This window comes from Microbacterium sp. MYb72 (assembly GCF_002979415.1).
GTDB lineage: Bacteria > Actinomycetota > Actinomycetes > Actinomycetales > Microbacteriaceae > Microbacterium > Microbacterium natoriense.
The window spans coordinates 1-16,492 of record NZ_PCOT01000012.1 but is presented as its reverse complement, the minus strand read 5'-3'; the positions used below and the strand labels follow the sequence as shown (position 1 = coordinate 16,492).

14 protein-coding genes are annotated in these 16,492 nt (G+C 69.5%); 9 read left to right on the top strand and 5 right to left on the bottom strand.

The features are described from left to right. Positions 1–15 precede the first annotated feature (15 nt). From CQ047_RS08500 to CQ047_RS08490, 3 genes are all read left to right on the top strand, one after another. The gene (locus CQ047_RS08500; RefSeq protein WP_105674207.1) at positions 16–1,029 is read left to right on the top strand and encodes an aldo/keto reductase family protein; all 1,014 of its coding nucleotides are present in this window, start codon (positions 16–18) and stop codon (positions 1,027–1,029) included. A 14-nt stretch (positions 1,030–1,043) separates the two neighbouring features. Then, positions 1,044–2,675, top strand: coding sequence for a LuxR C-terminal-related transcriptional regulator (locus tag CQ047_RS08495; RefSeq protein ID WP_105674205.1), 1,632 nt, complete (start codon positions 1,044–1,046; stop codon positions 2,673–2,675). A 72-nt stretch (positions 2,676–2,747) separates the two neighbouring features. Then, on the top strand, positions 2,748–3,278 hold the full coding sequence (locus tag CQ047_RS08490) for a hypothetical protein (protein ID WP_105674203.1): 531 nt from the start codon (positions 2,748–2,750) through the stop codon (positions 3,276–3,278). A gap of 15 nt (positions 3,279–3,293) precedes the next feature. On the opposite strand, the gene CQ047_RS08485 is transcribed toward CQ047_RS08490, so the two are convergent. The 3 genes from CQ047_RS08485 to CQ047_RS08475 form a co-directional block, all read right to left on the bottom strand. After that, the gene (locus tag CQ047_RS08485) at positions 3,294–3,800 is read right to left on the bottom strand and encodes a glycine cleavage system protein R (protein WP_105674201.1); all 507 of its coding nucleotides are present in this window, start codon (positions 3,798–3,800) and stop codon (positions 3,294–3,296) included. A gap of 249 nt (positions 3,801–4,049) precedes the next feature. Further along, positions 4,050–5,108 (bottom strand): PLP-dependent cysteine synthase family protein, encoded by a 1,059-nt coding sequence (locus CQ047_RS08480; RefSeq protein ID WP_105674199.1) that lies wholly within the window; start codon positions 5,106–5,108, stop codon positions 4,050–4,052. A 31-nt stretch (positions 5,109–5,139) separates the two neighbouring features. Continuing rightward, on the bottom strand, positions 5,140–5,817 hold the full coding sequence (locus CQ047_RS08475; protein WP_105674197.1) for a FadR/GntR family transcriptional regulator: 678 nt from the start codon (positions 5,815–5,817) through the stop codon (positions 5,140–5,142). Positions 5,818–5,864: 47 nt separating this feature from the next. Here CQ047_RS08475 and CQ047_RS08470 point away from each other — a divergent pair, with 47 nt between their 5' ends. Next, positions 5,865–6,725 (top strand): amidohydrolase, encoded by an 861-nt coding sequence (locus tag CQ047_RS08470; RefSeq protein WP_105674195.1) that lies wholly within the window; start codon positions 5,865–5,867, stop codon positions 6,723–6,725. Positions 6,726–6,823: 98 nt separating this feature from the next. Here CQ047_RS08470 and CQ047_RS08465 read toward each other — a convergent pair whose 3' ends face one another. After that, positions 6,824–9,436, bottom strand: a complete 2,613-nt coding sequence (locus tag CQ047_RS08465; RefSeq protein ID WP_181155882.1) for a hypothetical protein — start codon at positions 9,434–9,436, stop codon at positions 6,824–6,826. A 141-nt stretch (positions 9,437–9,577) separates the two neighbouring features. On the opposite strand from CQ047_RS08465, the gene CQ047_RS08460 reads away from it, so the two are divergent. Genes CQ047_RS08460 through CQ047_RS08440 form a run of 5 tightly spaced genes read left to right on the top strand, consistent with a single transcriptional unit; the run spans position 9,578 to position 15,292 of the window. Continuing rightward, positions 9,578–10,615 (top strand): LacI family DNA-binding transcriptional regulator, encoded by a 1,038-nt coding sequence (locus CQ047_RS08460; protein ID WP_105674193.1) that lies wholly within the window; start codon positions 9,578–9,580, stop codon positions 10,613–10,615. Next, entirely contained in the window at positions 10,612–12,210 is a 1,599-nt protein-coding gene (locus CQ047_RS08455) for an FAD-dependent oxidoreductase (RefSeq protein ID WP_219844604.1), read from the top strand. Before CQ047_RS08460 ends, CQ047_RS08455 begins: the two co-directional genes overlap by 4 nt. A 13-nt stretch (positions 12,211–12,223) precedes the next feature. Continuing rightward, positions 12,224–13,498 carry a sugar ABC transporter substrate-binding protein gene (locus CQ047_RS08450; RefSeq protein WP_105674191.1) on the top strand — a complete coding sequence of 425 codons (1,275 nt, stop codon included), beginning with the start codon at positions 12,224–12,226 and terminating at the stop codon, positions 13,496–13,498. Next, on the top strand, positions 13,495–14,442 hold the full coding sequence (locus tag CQ047_RS08445; RefSeq protein ID WP_105674189.1) for a carbohydrate ABC transporter permease: 948 nt from the start codon (positions 13,495–13,497) through the stop codon (positions 14,440–14,442). The genes CQ047_RS08450 and CQ047_RS08445 overlap by 4 nt, the downstream gene beginning before the upstream one ends. Next, a complete protein-coding gene (locus tag CQ047_RS08440; RefSeq protein WP_105674187.1) occupies positions 14,432–15,292 on the top strand; it encodes a carbohydrate ABC transporter permease in 861 nt (286 codons plus the stop codon). Before CQ047_RS08445 ends, CQ047_RS08440 begins: the two co-directional genes overlap by 11 nt. A gap of 93 nt (positions 15,293–15,385) precedes the next feature. Here the strand turns inward: CQ047_RS08440 and CQ047_RS08435 are convergent, their stop codons facing one another. Continuing rightward, positions 15,386–16,363 (bottom strand): hypothetical protein, encoded by a 978-nt coding sequence (locus CQ047_RS08435; protein WP_146114302.1) that lies wholly within the window; start codon positions 16,361–16,363, stop codon positions 15,386–15,388. Positions 16,364–16,492: the final 129 nt, after the last annotated feature.

Here is a 16,492-nt window from a genome sequence, read left to right as displayed (position 1 = left end):
CGGTAGCGTGGAGACATGGTCAACTATCGCTATCTCGGCAACAGCGGTCTCAAGGTCTCTGAGATCACCTACGGCAACTGGGTCACGCACGCTTCGCAGGTGGGCGACGACGCCGCGGTCAAGACCGTGCACGCCGCTCTGGATGCCGGCATCACCACGTTCGACACCGCAGACACGTACGCCAACACCGCCGCGGAGGTCGTGCTCGGCGACGCGCTCAAGGGCCAGCGTCGCGAGGGCCTGGAGATCTTCACGAAGGTCTACTTCCCGACCGGCCCCAAGGGTCCCAACGACACCGGACTCTCGCGCAAGCACATCATGGAGTCGATCAACGGCTCGCTGAAGCGACTCGGCACCGACTACGTCGACCTGTACCAGGCGCACCGCTACGACCACGAGACGCCGCTGGAAGAGACCTTCCAGGCCTTCGCCGACGTCGTCCGACAGGGCAAGGCGCTCTACATCGGCGTCTCGGAGTGGACGGCAGAGCAGCTGCGCGAGGGCCACGCGCTCGCGAAGCAGCTGGGAGTGCAGCTCATCTCGAACCAGCCGCAGTACTCGATGCTGTGGCGCGTCATCGAGGGCAAGGTCGTGCCGGCGTCCGAAGAGCTCGGCATCTCGCAGATCGTCTGGTCGCCGATGGCGCAGGGCGTGCTCAGCGGCAAGTACCTCCCCGGTCAGCCGGTGCCCGAGGGCTCGCGCGCGACCGACCCGCACAGCGGCGCGCACTTCATCAAGGACCTGCTCCGCGACGACATCCTCGAGGGCGTGCAGCGGCTGAAGCCGATCGCCGCCGAGGCCGGCCTCACGATGCCGCAGCTCGCGATCGCCTGGGTGCTGCAGAACCCGAACATCGCCGCGGCGCTGGTCGGAGCATCCCGCCCGGAGCAGCTCGCCGACACCGTCAAGGCCTCTGGCGTGAAGCTCGACGCCGACACCATGGCCGCGATCGACGTCGCCCTCGGCGACGTCGTGAACCGGGATGCCGAAGACACGTACACCGTGTCGCCGAAGACCCGCCTGGTCTGAGTGCGCCGACGGGCATGGGTTCCGAGGCGCTGTACTGGGAGCTCGCCGCCGCGGCGAGCCGAGGTGACATCGCCCGCGTCCAGGCACTGAGCAACGACGGTCTGCACCCTGCGCTCGGCCTCGCCTTCACCGGCGGGGCCGAGTTCGTGGTCGGCGACTTCGAGCGCGCGGTGATCACGACAGAGCGCGCCAGGATCTCCTCGGCGGACGCCGGCGCGCTCGTTCAGCTGTTCGCGCTGTCGTTCCGCGTGCTCGCCTCGGCGGGCGTCGCCTGGGAGGACCCGACCACCGACGACGGGTTCCCGGAACTGTGGGGCCGCCGCGGAGCTCTGACGGCGATCGACCACAGCATCCTGCCCGTCGCCCGGTTCGCGATGGTCGAGGCCGCTTTCGCGACCGGTCGATTCGAGCAGGCGGCAGAGGTGCTCGGGCCTGTCGACGACGTGCTGCAGGTCGGAGCCGGCATCCGTCCCTTTCCCGCCCTGCTGCTGCAGCCGGCCCGACTGATGATGTTCCGTGGCGATGCCGCCGCGGCGAGGCCGCACCTGGACGCGGCCCTCCGCTGCGCCGAGGATCAGGGCGACGACATCTGGACGCGCTGCGTGAAGGCGGCGACCGTCTTCGCCGCGGTCCAGTGCGGCGAGACCGCCGGCCTCGATGAGGCCGACCGCGAGCTGTTCGATCTGAGCATCGCCCCATCCGGATATCTCGACGCCGCGGCTTTCGCCTTCCTGGCTTACGCGCGGGCCGCCGTCGGTCAGCTGTCGAAAGCCGAGGAGATCCTCCGCGTCGCCGGCGGTCCGCGGTTCGGCTACCTGCAGGTCGCCGACCGCGCCCTCTGCTGCGACATTCTGATCGCAGCCGCCCTCGAACGGGGCGACGTCGCCGAGGCCGAGCTGATCGTCGCCGAACTGCTGCCGCTGACCGCTCATCCCGGTGCCCACGTCGTCGTCGAACAAGCGTTCGCGCGCATCGACGCCGCGGGCGGGCGGATGATCGAGGCGGCCGAACGCGCGGCCGTCGCGGCTGCCCGCGCCGAGCTCGCCGGCCGGTATCGCGACGCGGCGAACGTGCGCATGGTGCGCGCTCGTGCTCTCGCCGCTCTCGGTCAGTCTGAGCAGGCCGTGCAGGAGTATCTGTCGACGCTCGCCGGCTCAGGCGACCACGGCGTCGAACGCCAGGCTCTGCGACAGTTGCGTCTGCTGGGCAGGCGCCCGAGGCCCGCTCTCGGATCGGGATGGACGGCGCTCAGCCCCCGAGAGCGCGAAGTGGCCGCGCTCGTCGCCGGCGGGCAGAGCAATCGGGTGATCGCGGCGACCCTGTTCGTCTCCGAGCGCACCGTCGAAGGCCACGTGTCACGCATCCTCTCGGCACTCGGCGTCACGTCCCGCAGTGGGATCCCAGCGCGGATGCTCGGGCATCTCGATGCGGCGTCGCCACCGGCACAGCAGCTCACGCCGCGCCAGCAGCTGACCGCCGAGCTGGTCGCGACCGGACTCGGGAACATCGAGATCGCCGGGCGTCTCGGCGTGAGCGTCAAGACCGTCGAGAAGAACATCACCGAGATACTGCGGCGGTGGCAGCTGACCTCGCGCACGGGGATCGCGCGGATGATCATCGACGCGCCTGTGTTCTCCGACCTCTGAGTGAGGACGTCTCGGGCTGGCACGGGGTTTCCCTACTCACGCTCGCCAGTATTCCGGTGGAATCATCGAGGCATGAAGCACATGAAGGTTGCAGCCGTCCTGGTCCTCGCGGTGCTTCTGGCGGGTTGCGCCTCGGGGGCGGCGCCGGCCGGAGGCGGAGAAGGGTCCGCCTCCGGCGCCCAGTCCGTCGAATCAGGGGGCGACGACGCTGCAGTCGGCGGTGACTGCGCCGGCGACCTCGATGCCGATCTGAAGCCGTTCAGCAGCGACCTCGTCACCGAGCCGATCCCCGATCATGCCGTGTACGGCGACGGCAGCGAGATCTCGTTCACCACCTCGCTGGGAGCGGATCTCGCGCCGGGCTACGAGCTGCTGAAGTTCGTCGACGGCACCCCGACCAGCTACACGGGCGGCTTCTGGGAAGACGCGGGCGACGGTCGCTACACGCTGAACCTCAACGTGTTCGACAGCGACCTGGACGGGAAGGAAGGTCTGATCGAGGTGACCGCTTTCCCCGAGGGGGTCACCTTCGACGGTGAGCGCTACGAAGGGGACAACGTGGTGCTCGGCATCTACTGCGTCACCTACGCGGTCGCCGACTAGCCCTCGATCCCATGGTCAGGCGACGGTGATGTCGACCTGGATCTCGGAGGCGAGGCGCTCGAGGTCGGCGCGCAGAGCATCGAGGTCGACGGACGCCGGTACCCGCGCCCGCACCGACGCCTCGAACAGGCGTCCTCCGGCCATCGCGGCATCCCGGGTCTCCGTCGCGAGCTCTTCGATGCTCAGCGCGTGAGCGTTGAGGACCGCCGACACCTCGCGCACGATGCCCGGGCGGTCGTTGCCCAGAACCTGGAGCTCCAGCACGCGGCCGTCGGTGTGAGTGGCATCCGATCCGGTGTGCACGGCCACGGTCAGCAGACCCTCGAGTCCGCGCAGCGCCTGCTCCAGCTCGGCGGAGCGCTCGGCCGCGACCGAGACCTCGATCACACCGGCGAAGGTGCCGGCGAGTTCGGCGAGCTGGCTGTTCTCCCAGTTGCCGTCGTGGGCGTCGACCACATCGGCGACGGCGGCGACGAGGCCGGGGCGGTCGGCGCCGGCGACGGTGAGGATCAGAATCGTCATGGCCACAGCGTAGCCGGAGCGGGGCGGCCGGTCAGCGGCTCAGGCGAGGTCACCGCGGCTCCAGAACTCCGGAGAAGCAGCGGGATTCGGATCCACCGGATGCTGTCCGGCCTCTGAGCCCGCGGAGCTCCGGAGTTCTGGCGCATGCGCGGTGCACAACTCCTCACAAACCACCCGGATCGCCGCTCAGAACCACCGAATCGGGCACGCGGCGCCGATTCGTGAGGAGTTGTGATCGCGCGACGGCGGTCACTCCACCCAGTCGCCGGTCTCCAGGAACCGTTCGAGCCGCGCGCGGTGCGGGGCGAGGTCCCACCCCTGCTCCGCCACCCAGGCGTCGGAGTAGTACGTGCCGGCATAGCGGATGCCGCTGTCGCAGATGAGCGTCACGACGCTGCCGGTCTCGCCCGCCGCCCGCATCCGGGCGATGAGCTGGAAGGCGCCGTAGAGGTTCGTGCCGGTCGATCCGCCGGCCCAGTGCAGCGTGCGCTCCTTCAGGAGGCGGATGGCCGCGACGGACCCGGCATCCGGGATCCGCAGCATCTCGTCGATCACGCTCGGCACGAACGACGGTTCGACCCGCGGGCGTCCGATGCCCTCGATGCGACTCGGCCGTCCGGCCGGTGCATCCGGGGTTCCGGCCCAGCCGTCGTAGAACGCGGACCCCTCCGGGTCGACGACCGCGATCCGGGTCTCGTGCCTGCGGTACTTCACATAGCGGCCGAACGTCGCGCTGGTGCCGCCCGTGCCGGCTCCCACGACGATCCAGTGGGGGATCGGATGCCGTTCCTGCGACAGCTGGCTGAACACGCTCTCGGCGATGTTGTTGTTGCCGCGCCAGTCGGTCGCGCGCTCGGCGAACGTGAACTGGTCGAGGTAGTGGCCGTGGCAGTCGGAAGCCAGGCGCTGCGCCTCGGGGGAGATGTCCTCCGCGCGGTCAACGAAGTGGCAGCGTCCGCCGTAGAACTCGATGAGGTCGATCTTCTCCTGGCTCGTCGAGCGCGGCACGACCGTGATGAAGGTCAGCCCCAGCATCCGGGCGAAGTACGCCTCAGAGACGGCGGTCGAACCGCTGGAGGACTCGACGAGCACGGTGTTCTCGTGGATGCGGCCGTTGACCAGTCCGTAGAGGATCAGCGAGCGCGCGAGGCGGTGCTTGAGGGAGCCGGTCGGGTGCACCGACTCGTCCTTCAGGTACAGGTCGATGCCCCACTCGGCGGGCAGCGGGAACAGGTGCAGGTGCGTGTCGGCGCTGCGGTTCGCGTCGGCTTCCAGCAGGGCGATCGCGGTGCTGGTCCAGTCGCTCATGCTTCGAGGGTACCGGGCGGCGTCCGCGGCGTCAGGCGGATGCCGCCTGGCGCAGCCACCGCTCGACGCCGGCGATGTGCGCCGTGGTCAGCGAGGTCGCGAGCGACGGGTCGCGCTGGGCGATGGCGTCGGCGATCGCGCGGTGCTCGGACAGGGTCCGCTCCACGGCGCCGCCCTCGGTGAGCCCGCGCCACACCCGCGCGCGCACGGTCTGGCTGCTGAGGTGCTCGATGAGGCTGGCGAGGTAGGCGTTGCCGGCCATCTGGACGATGTCGCGGTGGAAGCGGATGTCGTGCTCGACGAGCTCCTCGATGCTCACCGAGGCGTCGACGCCGTCGACCTCGCTGATGAGCGCGGCGATCTCCTCGTCGGTGCCGAGGGTCGCGGCGAGACCGGTCGCCTGCGACTCCAGCATCCGTCTGACGGCGAAGATCTCGAGCATCGAGTCGTCGTCGTGCATGTCGACGACGAACGAGATGGCCTCCATCAGCAGGTGCGGTTCGAGGCTCGTCACGTAGGTGCCGTCGCCGCGGCGCACGTCGAGGACGCGGATGACCTCCAGCGCCTTGACCGCCTCGCGCATGGAGTTGCGGGAGAGCCCCAGCCGTTCGGAGAGCTCCTTCTCGGGAGGGAGTCGGTCGCCGGGGGCGAGCTCGCCCGACACGATCATCGCCTTGATCTTCTCGATCGCCTCGTCTGTCACTGCCATGGCGTCATCCTTGCACATTGATCGGATGTCTGGGGCAGGATGGTGGTATGCGCGTCGTGGACAGTCATCTGCACCTGTGGGATCCGTGGGAACTCGACTACGAGTGGCTCGACGGCGCCCTGCACGGCCGCTTCGCCGAGGAGGAGATCTTCGAGGAGCAGCTGCCCGGCGTCTCCGAGGAGGTGTCGATCTTCGTGCAGGCGGAGACCGTCGAGCGGCGCTTCCTGGACGAGGTGGCGTGGGTCGACCGGATCGCGGATGCCGCAGGAGTCGTCGCGATCGTCGCCGGCGCGCGGCTCGACCGCGGAGCGGCGACCACGGCGCACCTCGAGAGCCTGGCCGCGCACGAGCGGGTCGTCGGCGTGCGCCATCTCCTGCAGGGGGAGCGCACCGGCCTCGCGGCCTCGCCCGACTTCGTGGCGGGCGCGCGCCAGGTCGCCGAGCGCGGGTGGAGCTTCGACGCCTGCGTGCGGCCCCACCAGCTCTCCGACGTGACCGCGCTCGCCGCGGCCGTCCCCGAGCTCTTCCTCGTGCTCGACCACCTGGGCAAGCCCGCGATCGGCACGGCGGAGTCGCCGCTGCGCCCCTCGGCCGAGTGGCTGCGCGATCTGCACGCACTCGGACGGCAGCCCCGCGCCCACGTCAAGCTCTCGGGCCTCCCCGCCGAGACGGGCGGGGACTGGACGGATGCGCAGGTCATCCCGTTCCTCGACGCCGCGCTCGAGGCGTTCGGCGCGGAGCGGCTCCTGTGGGGCAGTGACTGGCCGGTGTCGTCGGTCGACACGGCCTACCGGCCCGGTTCCCGCGCTCGCTGGTTCCACACGGTCGCGGACTGGGCGACGTCACGCGGCATCTCGTCCGACGCGCTGTTCTGGTCGACGCCTCTCACCTTCTACGGCATCCGCTGATCGCCTGCTGAGGCACTCCCGTCGCAGAAGATCCCGGTATCCAGGGCGGATACCGGGATCTTTCGCGACGGGAACACCCGAGCCGGGCGGGGCGGAGGTCAGCCGATCGGGCGCGCGTCGAAGGCCGGGTACGCGATGGTCCTGGTCTGCGGTGCGCCCGACCCGCGCACGTGGGTCCTCACGGTGGCGGTTCCGGATGCCAGGGCGAGGCCCTCTGCACGGAAGGTCAGCGTGCCGGTGTCTCCCGCGGCCAGCTTCGCGATCCGCTCCGCGCCCAGCGGGGTGGTGACCCGCACGTCGGTCTCGCGTCGGCCGTCGCCCTGCACGCTCACCACGAGCGCTGCTCCCTCGCCTTCGCGTCGGGCCTGGACGGTCACGCCGTCCGATGTCTGAGCAGGGCCCGCATCGGGCCCGTCGAGGAGCAGGCCCCGGTAGATCCGAGGAGCGCCGTCGAGCGTGAGCTGCACCTGCCCGCCGGTCGAGGGGATATGCGCGGTGCGTCCGAAGGAATCGGTCTCCGTGACCACGGCGGTCGCCGGGAGGGACACCGACGTCTTCGTCGCCCACGGATCCTGCCAGATCTCGGGCTCAGGGAAGCGCCAGTCGACACGGGCGCCCTCGGTGTTCAAGACGTACCCGTCGGCACGGTTCCACAGCACGGCGAGCGGTCCGTCCGGAGTGGAGAACAAGAGTCCGTGGGTGGTGCCGTCGGCCAGATGCACCCAGCGCACGAACTCCGCCTCGTCCAGTGCGCGGGCCGCCGTCGCATAGGCGAGCAGAGACGGCTTGGGGCCGAGGTCGCGGTTCACGAGGCCGAAGTGGTACTCGGTGTCCTCCGGATCGGCCCCCATCGGACTGATCGTGTACGAGTCGAAGAACTGATACCAGCACACCGCGCGAACCCCCTCTGCCTTCGCGAGCGCCAGTGACAGCAGCACGTTCTCCGCCGCGTGCCGGTACGTGTCGTTCCACCATGCGTTCGGCCGCGTGCACGCGTAGGCCTCGGTGAGCCAGATCTCCTTCTCCCCGTACTCCGCCATCAGCTCCTTGAGCTGGCGCAGCCCGCCCAGGAAGTTCCAGTAGGTCCCCGTCGCCCCAGGACTCCACTCGCCTCCGTCGCCGGTGGGGATGAAGTCCGGCGTGAAGTTCCCCCGCCCGGGGTGGAACGCGATCCCGTCGACGAGGTCCCACCCGCCCGCGGCGTGGAAAGCCTCGAGCCACGGGCGGTCCATGCCGGCGAGGCCGTTGTTCATGAGCTGGAACGTCCCGCCCTGCGCTGCGCGGGCCGCGTGCACTGGCTTGAGCACCCGCTCCACGTACCCGGGCGCGGCATCGCCGGTGTTGAAGGGCCGGTTGAGCTCGTTGCCGATCTCGAACCAGGACGCGCCCGCCGCGGTCGCCGTGGTGCAGCTCGACGACGCCCATGAGACCAGAGCCGCATCGGATGCCGTGAGGTCGGGCTGCAGTTCGAGGTTGTGGTCCATGCCCCTGGCGTCGTATGCCGAGGGCGGCAGTCCCGGACCGCCGTCGTAGGCGATGCGCACCCACTGGATGCCGATCTTCTGCCAGAGGTCGAGCGTCGCCTGCTCTCCGGCGTTCAGCAGCCAGGGGTAGTTGGCGATGCCGAACATGCTCGCCGACCCGGCCGTGTACGAGAACGGAGCGAGCGCGGCGAGCGTGGTCCTGGCGAATGCGGTGTCGCCCGAAGGGGAGTCGACCGCTGCCTCGAGCAGGACCATGCCCTGGGCGTCCAGCGGAACCGTGATCGTCGCGTCGGCGGTGGACAGCGCGGCGACGGTGAGGGCCGTCGTGCCGGACGACACGGTCGTCCCCTGATCGGTCCGCGCCCACCAGGACAGCGTGACGACGTCAGCCGTCTCCGTGGCGTTCGTGACGGTCACGTTCACCGCGGCATCCCCTGCGGCATCCCAGATGTTGTACGGACGCGCGGTGGAGAGCTCCACGGCGATGCCGTCGCCTCGCCCGATCGCGGCCCCCGAAGCGGGGCGCGCCTCGGTCAGGATCAGGCTCGCCCTGGTCACCGCGGTCGTCGCGTCGATCTGAGTGCCGGGGGCGTGCACCCAGGTCGACGTGGTCCAGGCCTTGCGCGAGGAGTCCAGCAGGAGGAGGCCGTGCCCCGATGCCCAGGACGACCGGTACATGACACCGGTCGGCTCCTCGTAGGGGATGCCTCCGGCGGGGTCGCGCCTCCACTCCGAGGTGGGGATGTACTCGTCAGGGCCCGTCGGCGCGTTGACGGCGCGGCTGAACATGAATCCGGCCGGGTTGAGGGTCGTGGTGCCCGAGACGGTCCACTCGAGGTGGACCTGGGCGGTCTGCACCGTGATGAGAGCGGAGACGACCGCGCCCCCCGCACTCGCCGGCATCGTGTAGTCCATGCGGATCGCCGCCTGGCCGTTCGAGGTGATGAGCGTCGGGGTCCCGCCAGTGGAGGTCTGGATGCCGTGGACGGTGTCCTTCGTCTGGAATCGGGAACCCGCCATGAGGAGGGCGCCGTTCGCGGCGTGCACCGCGATGCGGCCGCCCACCGATGCGACCACGCGGATGCCGTCGGCGGTGAGCGTCACGTCACCGGCGGCGGCCGTGGCGGAGACGGTGCTCGGCGGGAGCACGACGAGCGCGCCCGCGAGGAGTCCGGCGCCGAGGAAGTGGCGGCGGGACAGGGTGAGGTGCAGAGGATCAGGGGACATCATCGTCCTTCCGTGATGATAGGGATTATCAGAGCACTATGCACCGGACGTCACTTCCTGCACAAGAGCTTGACAAGCATTCGCCGGGTTCTGTTATCGTCGTGTCAGGATTCTGATAATCCGAACTATCAGGAGAGGTCGATGACGACGAACAAGAACGGGCGAGTCACGCAGCGAGAGATCGCGAAGATCGCCGGAGTGAGCCAGGCGACCGTGTCGATGGTGCTCAACGACAAGGACTACTCCAACGTCCGCATCCCCGCGGCGACGAGGGAGCGCGTGATGCGGGCGATCGAGCAGACCACGTACGTGGCGGACCCCGCCGCGCGCCGGCTGGCAGGCCTCGACAACAAGATCCTCGGGATCTTCACCTACGAACCCGCGCTGTCGGCGGAGAGCATGGACTTCTACGGTCCCCTGCTCAACGGCATCGAGCGGGCGGCCGAACGTCTGAGCTGCGACCTGCTCTTCTTCACCGCCTCTCCGCTCGTCGACGGCTCGCGCAGCCTCTTCCACAAGAACACCCGGTTCCGCCTCGCCGACGGCTGCCTGCTGCTCGGACAGCAGATGAACAGCGCAGAACTGGCCCGTCTCGTCGCCGAGGACTTCCCGTTCGTCGCCATCGGGCGCAGGGACGAGCCCGACGTTCCCTACGTGGGAATCGACTACCTCTCCCTCACCGGCGGGATCATCCGCCGACTCGACGAGCGCGGCCATGAGCGCGCCGTCTACCTCCACCGAGGAACCATCGCGCCGGCGGCCGCAGACCGTCGATCGGGGATCGCCCAGGCCGCATCGGGGCTCCGCATCGCGGTCACCTCCGTCGATGTCAGCGGGCTCGACCGCCAGACGATCGCCCGCCGGGTCATCGAGGCCGACGTCACCGCGGTGATCGCGGAGGACGCGTTCCTCGCCGAGGCGGCCGCGGACGCGCTCCGAGAAGCCGCACCGGATGCCGCGCACAGCTACGTGGCGCTCGCCGACGTCGCCGGGCACTCGATCGACGGCGCCGCGCTCAGCGGATTCGATCTGCGCCGCGAAGCCGTCGCCTCGCGGGCGCTCTCCCTGCTGCAGGACATCGTGCTCGCCGAACCGGACGAGCAGGCCGACCTTCAGAAGCAGGTGCTCCTCGCGGGCGAGCTCGTCGACGGGGCGACGCTCCGAGAGGTGCGCCGGTGACCCGTCTGGACACCGACGTCCTCATCGTCGGAGGAGGGCTCGGCGGCGTGGCCGCGGCGCTCTCCTCGCTGCGCCGGGGCCAGCGCGTCGTGCTCACCGAGCAGTACGCCTGGCTCGGGGGCCAGCTCACCTCGCAGATCGTCCCTCCCGACGAGTCCTACTGGGTCGAGCAGTTCGGGATCACCGCCTCATATCGCGCGCTGCGCGACGGCATCCGCGACCACTACCGCCGGCACTACCCGCTCACCGAGACGGCACGGGCCGCACGCGATCTCAACCCCGGTCTGGGCAGGGTCAGCCGGCTCTGCCACGAACCGAGGGTCGCCCTCGCCGTCATCGAATCGATGCTGGCGCCGTACCGCGCCAGCGGGAGACTCACGGTGCTGCAGCCCGCCATCCCGGTCGCGGCGTCGGTCGACGGAGCCGTCGTCACGTCGGTGACCGTCGACCACGCCGGTGCGCGGCACGAGATCGCGGCGTCCTACGTCCTCGACGCCACCGAGACCGGTGACCTCCTCCCGCTCACGGGCGCCGAGTACGTGGTCGGCGCAGAGTCGCGTGCCGACACGGGTGAGCCGAGCGCTGCAGAGACCGCAGACCCCCGGAACGTGCAGGCCATCACCTGGTGCTTCGCCTTCGATCACGAGGAGGGCGCAGACCACACCATCGCCCGACCGGACGGGTACGAGCGCTTCCGGCGGATGCAGCCGGACTTCTGGGGTGCACCGCTGCTGTCCTTCACCGCACCGGATCCGCGCACCCTCGAACCGATCACCCGGACCATGCGCGTGAACCCGCCGCTCGACGAGCGGACGGCAGTGGATCAGCGCACGGATGCCGGAGACCGCGACCTCTGGGAGTTTCGTCGCATTCTCGCCAGGGAGAACTTCACCGAGGGCTTCCTCGACAGCGATGTCGTCGTCGCGAACTGGCCGATGCTCGACTATCTCGACGGCTCCGTCATCGACGACCCGCAGGCGGAGATCCACCGGGAAGGCGCCAAGGAGCTCGCCCGCTCCTACGTCTACTGGCTCCAGACGGAGGCCCCGCGCCCCGACGGAGGCACAGGGTTCCCCGGCCTCCGGCTGCGCCCCGACGTCGCCGGAACCGACGACGGCTTCGCGCAGGCGCCGTACATCCGCGAGTCCCGGCGCATCGTCGCGAAGAGGACGATCGTCGAGCAGGACATCTCCGTGCGACTGCGCGGACACGGCGGCCCCGCCCGATTCGACGACACCGTCGGCGTCGGCATGTACCGCATCGACATCCACCCCTCGACCGGAGGGGACAACTACATCGATGTCGAGTGCGCGCCCTTCGAGATCCCCCTCGGCGCGCTGATACCCGTGCGGATGCGCAACCTGCTCCCCGCTGCGAAGAACATCGGCACCACCCACATCACGAACGGCGCCTACCGGCTGCATCCCGTGGAGTGGAACATCGGCGAATCCGCCGGCGAGCTCGCGGCGTTCTGCGCCGAGCGCGGACTCGCCCCGAGCGACGTCGCCGGCGACGGTCAGCTCGTCGCCGAGCTCCAGTCCCGCCTCGTCGAGGCGGGCATCGAGATCCACTGGCCCGAGATCATCGGCTACTAGAGAAGAGAAGAGCATGACATCAGCAAAGAAGCTGGGTGCGGCCGCTGCGGTGGCCGCGCTGGGCCTGACTCTGGCGGGGTGCGGAGCATCCGCTCCCGAACCCGTCGAGACCACCGCGGCTCCGGGCAGCGTGGACCTGCGCATGTCGGTGTGGACGTCGAACGAGGACCAGCTCGCGCTGTTCGACGAGATCGCCGACGCCTACAAGGCCGATCACCCGGAGATCGGGACGATCACCTACGAGTCCCTGCCGTTCGCGGACTACAACACCACGCTCACGACCCAGATCGCGGGCGGCAACGCACCTGACCTGGCGTGGATGGGCGACCTGTCGCGCGACCTGATCGACGCCGACGCGCTCGTGCCCCTCACCGACGTCCTGAAAGGCACGAAGGGGTGGGGATACGACGATCTCCTGGACAGCGTGACGGCGGAGTTCAGCGCTGACGGCGAGCTCTATGCCTACCCGTTCTCGAACTCCCCGTTCGCTCTCTATGTCAACAAGGACCTCCTGGCTCAGGCCGGAGTCACCCTCGACGCCGACCCCACCTGGGCGGACGTCAGCGAACTCGGCGCCGCCGTGCACAAGGCCACGGGCAGAGCCGGCTTCGTGATCCGCGACTTCGACTACGCCAACTGGGGGCAGCTCGCCACGGTGTGGACCGGGTGGGGAGCGAGCGCGTGGAGCGAAGACGGCGCCACCTGCACGTTCGACAGCCCGGAGATGGTGGAGGCGTTCACCTTCCTGCACGACGCCGCCTTCGTCGACCAGTCGATGCCGGGCCCCGGCACCACCGCGGACTTCTTCGCCGGTGATGCGGCGTTCACCGTCGCCCAGGTCTCCCGCGCGGCTCTGCTCGACGACTCGTTCGCCTACGACGTGATTCCCCTGCCGAACGGGCCCGAGGGGGACTACTCGGTGATCGGCCAGGCCGGTGTGGGCGTGCTCTCCTCGAGCGCGCACGTGCAGGAGGCGACGGACTTCCTCGCCTTCCTCACCGACCCCGAGAACGCCGAGAAGCTCGCCCAGTACTTCCCGCCGCCCCGCGAGTCCCTCCTCACGGGCGAGAAGCTCGCCGCTAACAACCCGAAGCTCGCCGCCGAGCAGCTGCAGACCGTGGTGGTCGATCAGCTGCCCGACGCGGTGACGCTGCCGAACCACACCGGTCCCGCCGAGATCAAAGCGGCAGGCAAGACCGCACTCGACGCGATGTGGACAGCCGACGCGGATGTGAAGGCCGTGCTCGGCGCGACCTGCGACGCACTCGCGCCGCTGCTGTCGAAGTGACCGCTGCCGACACCGTGGCCGGGTCCCGGGGAGCGCACGCGCCCCGGGACCTGCACCGCCCGTTCTGGACGACGAGGCGCCGCGACCAGCTCACGGGCTACCTCTTCATCGCGCCTCAGCTGGCCGGGGTCGTGCTCTTCGTGCTCGTGCCCGTCGGCCTCGGCATCTGGTACAGCCTGAACGAGTGGAACATCTTCCGCGGCGAGCTCACCTTCGTCGGCGGGGACAACTACGCAGCACTGCTGAGCGACCCGCAACTGCCGGCCGTGCTCGGCGCGACCGCGATCTTCTCGATCGGCATCGTCGTGTTGAACATCGCGCTCGGTCTCGGTCTCGCCGTCCTGTTGAACAGGCGCTTCCGCGGGGTCACCTTCTTCCGCACGATCTTCTTCTCGCCCGTCGTGGTGTCGGTGGTCGCGTGGACCCTGGTCTGGGGCTTCCTGCTGCAGGACAACGGCGGTATCAACGGGCTGCTGGCCGTCTTCGGCATCGACGGTCCCAACTGGCTGCTGTCGGGAGACACGGCGATGATCTCGGTGATCGTCACGCAGGTCATCCGCAGCGTCGGCGTCAACATGGTGCTCTTCCTCGCCGCGCTCCAAGGGGTGCCGTCCGAGCTGTACGAAGCGGCCCGCATCGACGGCGCAGGGCCGGGGCGCATCTTCTTCCGGATCACCCTGCCCCTGATCTCGCCGACCCTCATGCTCACGGCGGTGATCACGATCGTCGGCGCCCTGCAGGCGTTCGCCAACGTCGCGGTGCTCACCGGGGGAGGCCCGGGGCTGTCGACGACCGTGCTCGTCTACTACGTGTTCCAGCAGGCCTTCGAGTTCAACGACATCGGCTACGGGTCGACGCTCGCGCTCATGCTGCTGACGTTCGTGATGCTGCTGACGCTTCTGCAGTGGCAGCTGCGGAGGAAGTGGGTGTTCTATGAAGACTGAGGCCCGAACCCGCAGCGAGGGCCGCGGCATCCGTCAGGTGATCCTGTTCGCGGCGCTGATCGTCCTCGCCATCCCCTTTGCGATCCCGACGATCTGGATGATCACGTCGTCGTTCAAGCCCCTGGCGGAGATCTTCCGTTCTCCGCCCTCGCTCTTCGCGGAGAATCCGACCTTCGCCGCCTACGCCGAGGCGTTCACGTTCCAGCCCTTCGCGCGGCAGTACTTCAACAGCGTGTACATCGCCGTCGTCGTCACGGCGGTCGTCATGGTCGTGTCGAGCCTCGCCGGTTACGCCTTCGCGCGCATTCGCTTCCGAGGGGCGAACGCGCTGTTCCTCGTCGTGCTCGTCGGGCTCCTCGTGCCGGGGGAGGTGACGATCGTGCCGCTGTTCCAGATGTTCAAGAGCTGGGGGATGATCAACACCCACTGGCCCCTGATCCTGGTGACGGCGCTCGCGGCGCCGTGCGTGCTCGCGACCTTCATCATGCGGCAGTTCTTCCTGTCGCTGCCGGTCGAGCTCGAGGAGGCCGCGCGGATCGACGGACTGGGCAGGCCTGCGATCTGGTGGCGGATCTGCCTTCCGCTCTCCAAGCCCGCGCTCTCGGCCGTCGCCATCCTCACCTTCCTGGCGTCGTGGAACCTCTACCTGGAGCCGACCGTCTACCTGACCTCTCCCGAGCTGTTCACGCTCCCGCAGGCGTTGACGCGGTACACCGACGCCTACGGCGGGCAGATGTGGAACACGCAGCTCGCGGCGGCGACGATGACCGTGGTGCCGATGCTGATCGTGTTCGTCGTGGCGCAGCGTCAGTTCGTCGAGGGTCTCGCCCACTCGGGCCTCAAGGGCTGAGGCAAGTCTGAGGCGCTCCCGTCGCGAAAGATCCCGGTATCCAGGGCGGATACCGGGATCTTTCGCGACGGGAGCACCCGGGCGGGGCGGGGGTCAGCTGCGACCCCGCAGTGCGGCGCGCACTCGGGCCACGAGTCCATCGGGAGTGCGGAAGAGGGCGGCGGTGACCTCGATCACGATCCACCCGGCAGCGCGCAGCGCCGCGATGCGCTCGACATCGGCGGCATAGCGATCACGGTGCAGCATCCCGTGATACTCGATCGCGACCCTGCGCTCGGGGTAGGCGAGATCGACGCAGGCGAGGAAGCGCCCAGAGTCGTCGTACACGTCGTGGTTGAGCTCGGGCTCGGGGAGACCCGCGAGCACGAGGTGGCAACGTACGGCGGATTCCCGAGGCGACCAGGAATCCGTGCGAATCAACTTGATCGCCTGGCGGAGTCGACGGATGCCGACACGGCGGCCCGAGTCGACCGCGATGCGCAGCTCGTCCGGAGTCGCGATCGACGGCATGCCCGCGTTCGGGCGGCCGGGGCCAGGCCGCCAGGCTCGGCAGAAGTAGTCTCCGAGTGCCACGAGATCCAGCAGCGCGAGCCCGCCGAGGCTGGCCCATGTGCTCGCGGCGGTCGTCGCGGGCATGCCGTCGATCACCGTGACGGCGGATGTGGCTGCCCGTGCGCGATGCGCAGCGACACCTCGGGTCCTGACGAGAGGCGCAGCGCCGAGGCCGCTCACGTGCACGGGGATCTCCTCGCCCGTCGCGAGCCGCGGCCCGATGCGGGCAAGGGGGAGAGGGGCGCGCCATAGTGCTGCCGCGGTCTCATGAGAGAAGAACTGCCCAGGGCGAAGCCGCGGCGCATACTCGCGTGCTCGGCGGCGGCGCTGCTCCGCCTGCGCCTCGAACGGATCGTCGGACTCCTCGCCATGCTCATGCAGGCGTCGTGCGCGCACCCCGTGGAAGGGCGTCCGGAGGTCGCTGCGCGAGAGACGCTCGCGGCTCACTCCTGCAGCGAGAGCCTCCGATACGGGGAAGACGTTCCCCAGTCCGTCCGGTAACCCCCGCGGTGCGCGCATCCGAGAACTGTCGCACGACCTGGGTCCGAGCATCCGCCGTTATCCACACCCGGCACTCCCGTCGCAGAAGATCCCGGTATCCAGGGCGGATACCGGGATCTTTCGCGACGGGAGCACCCGGGCGGGGCG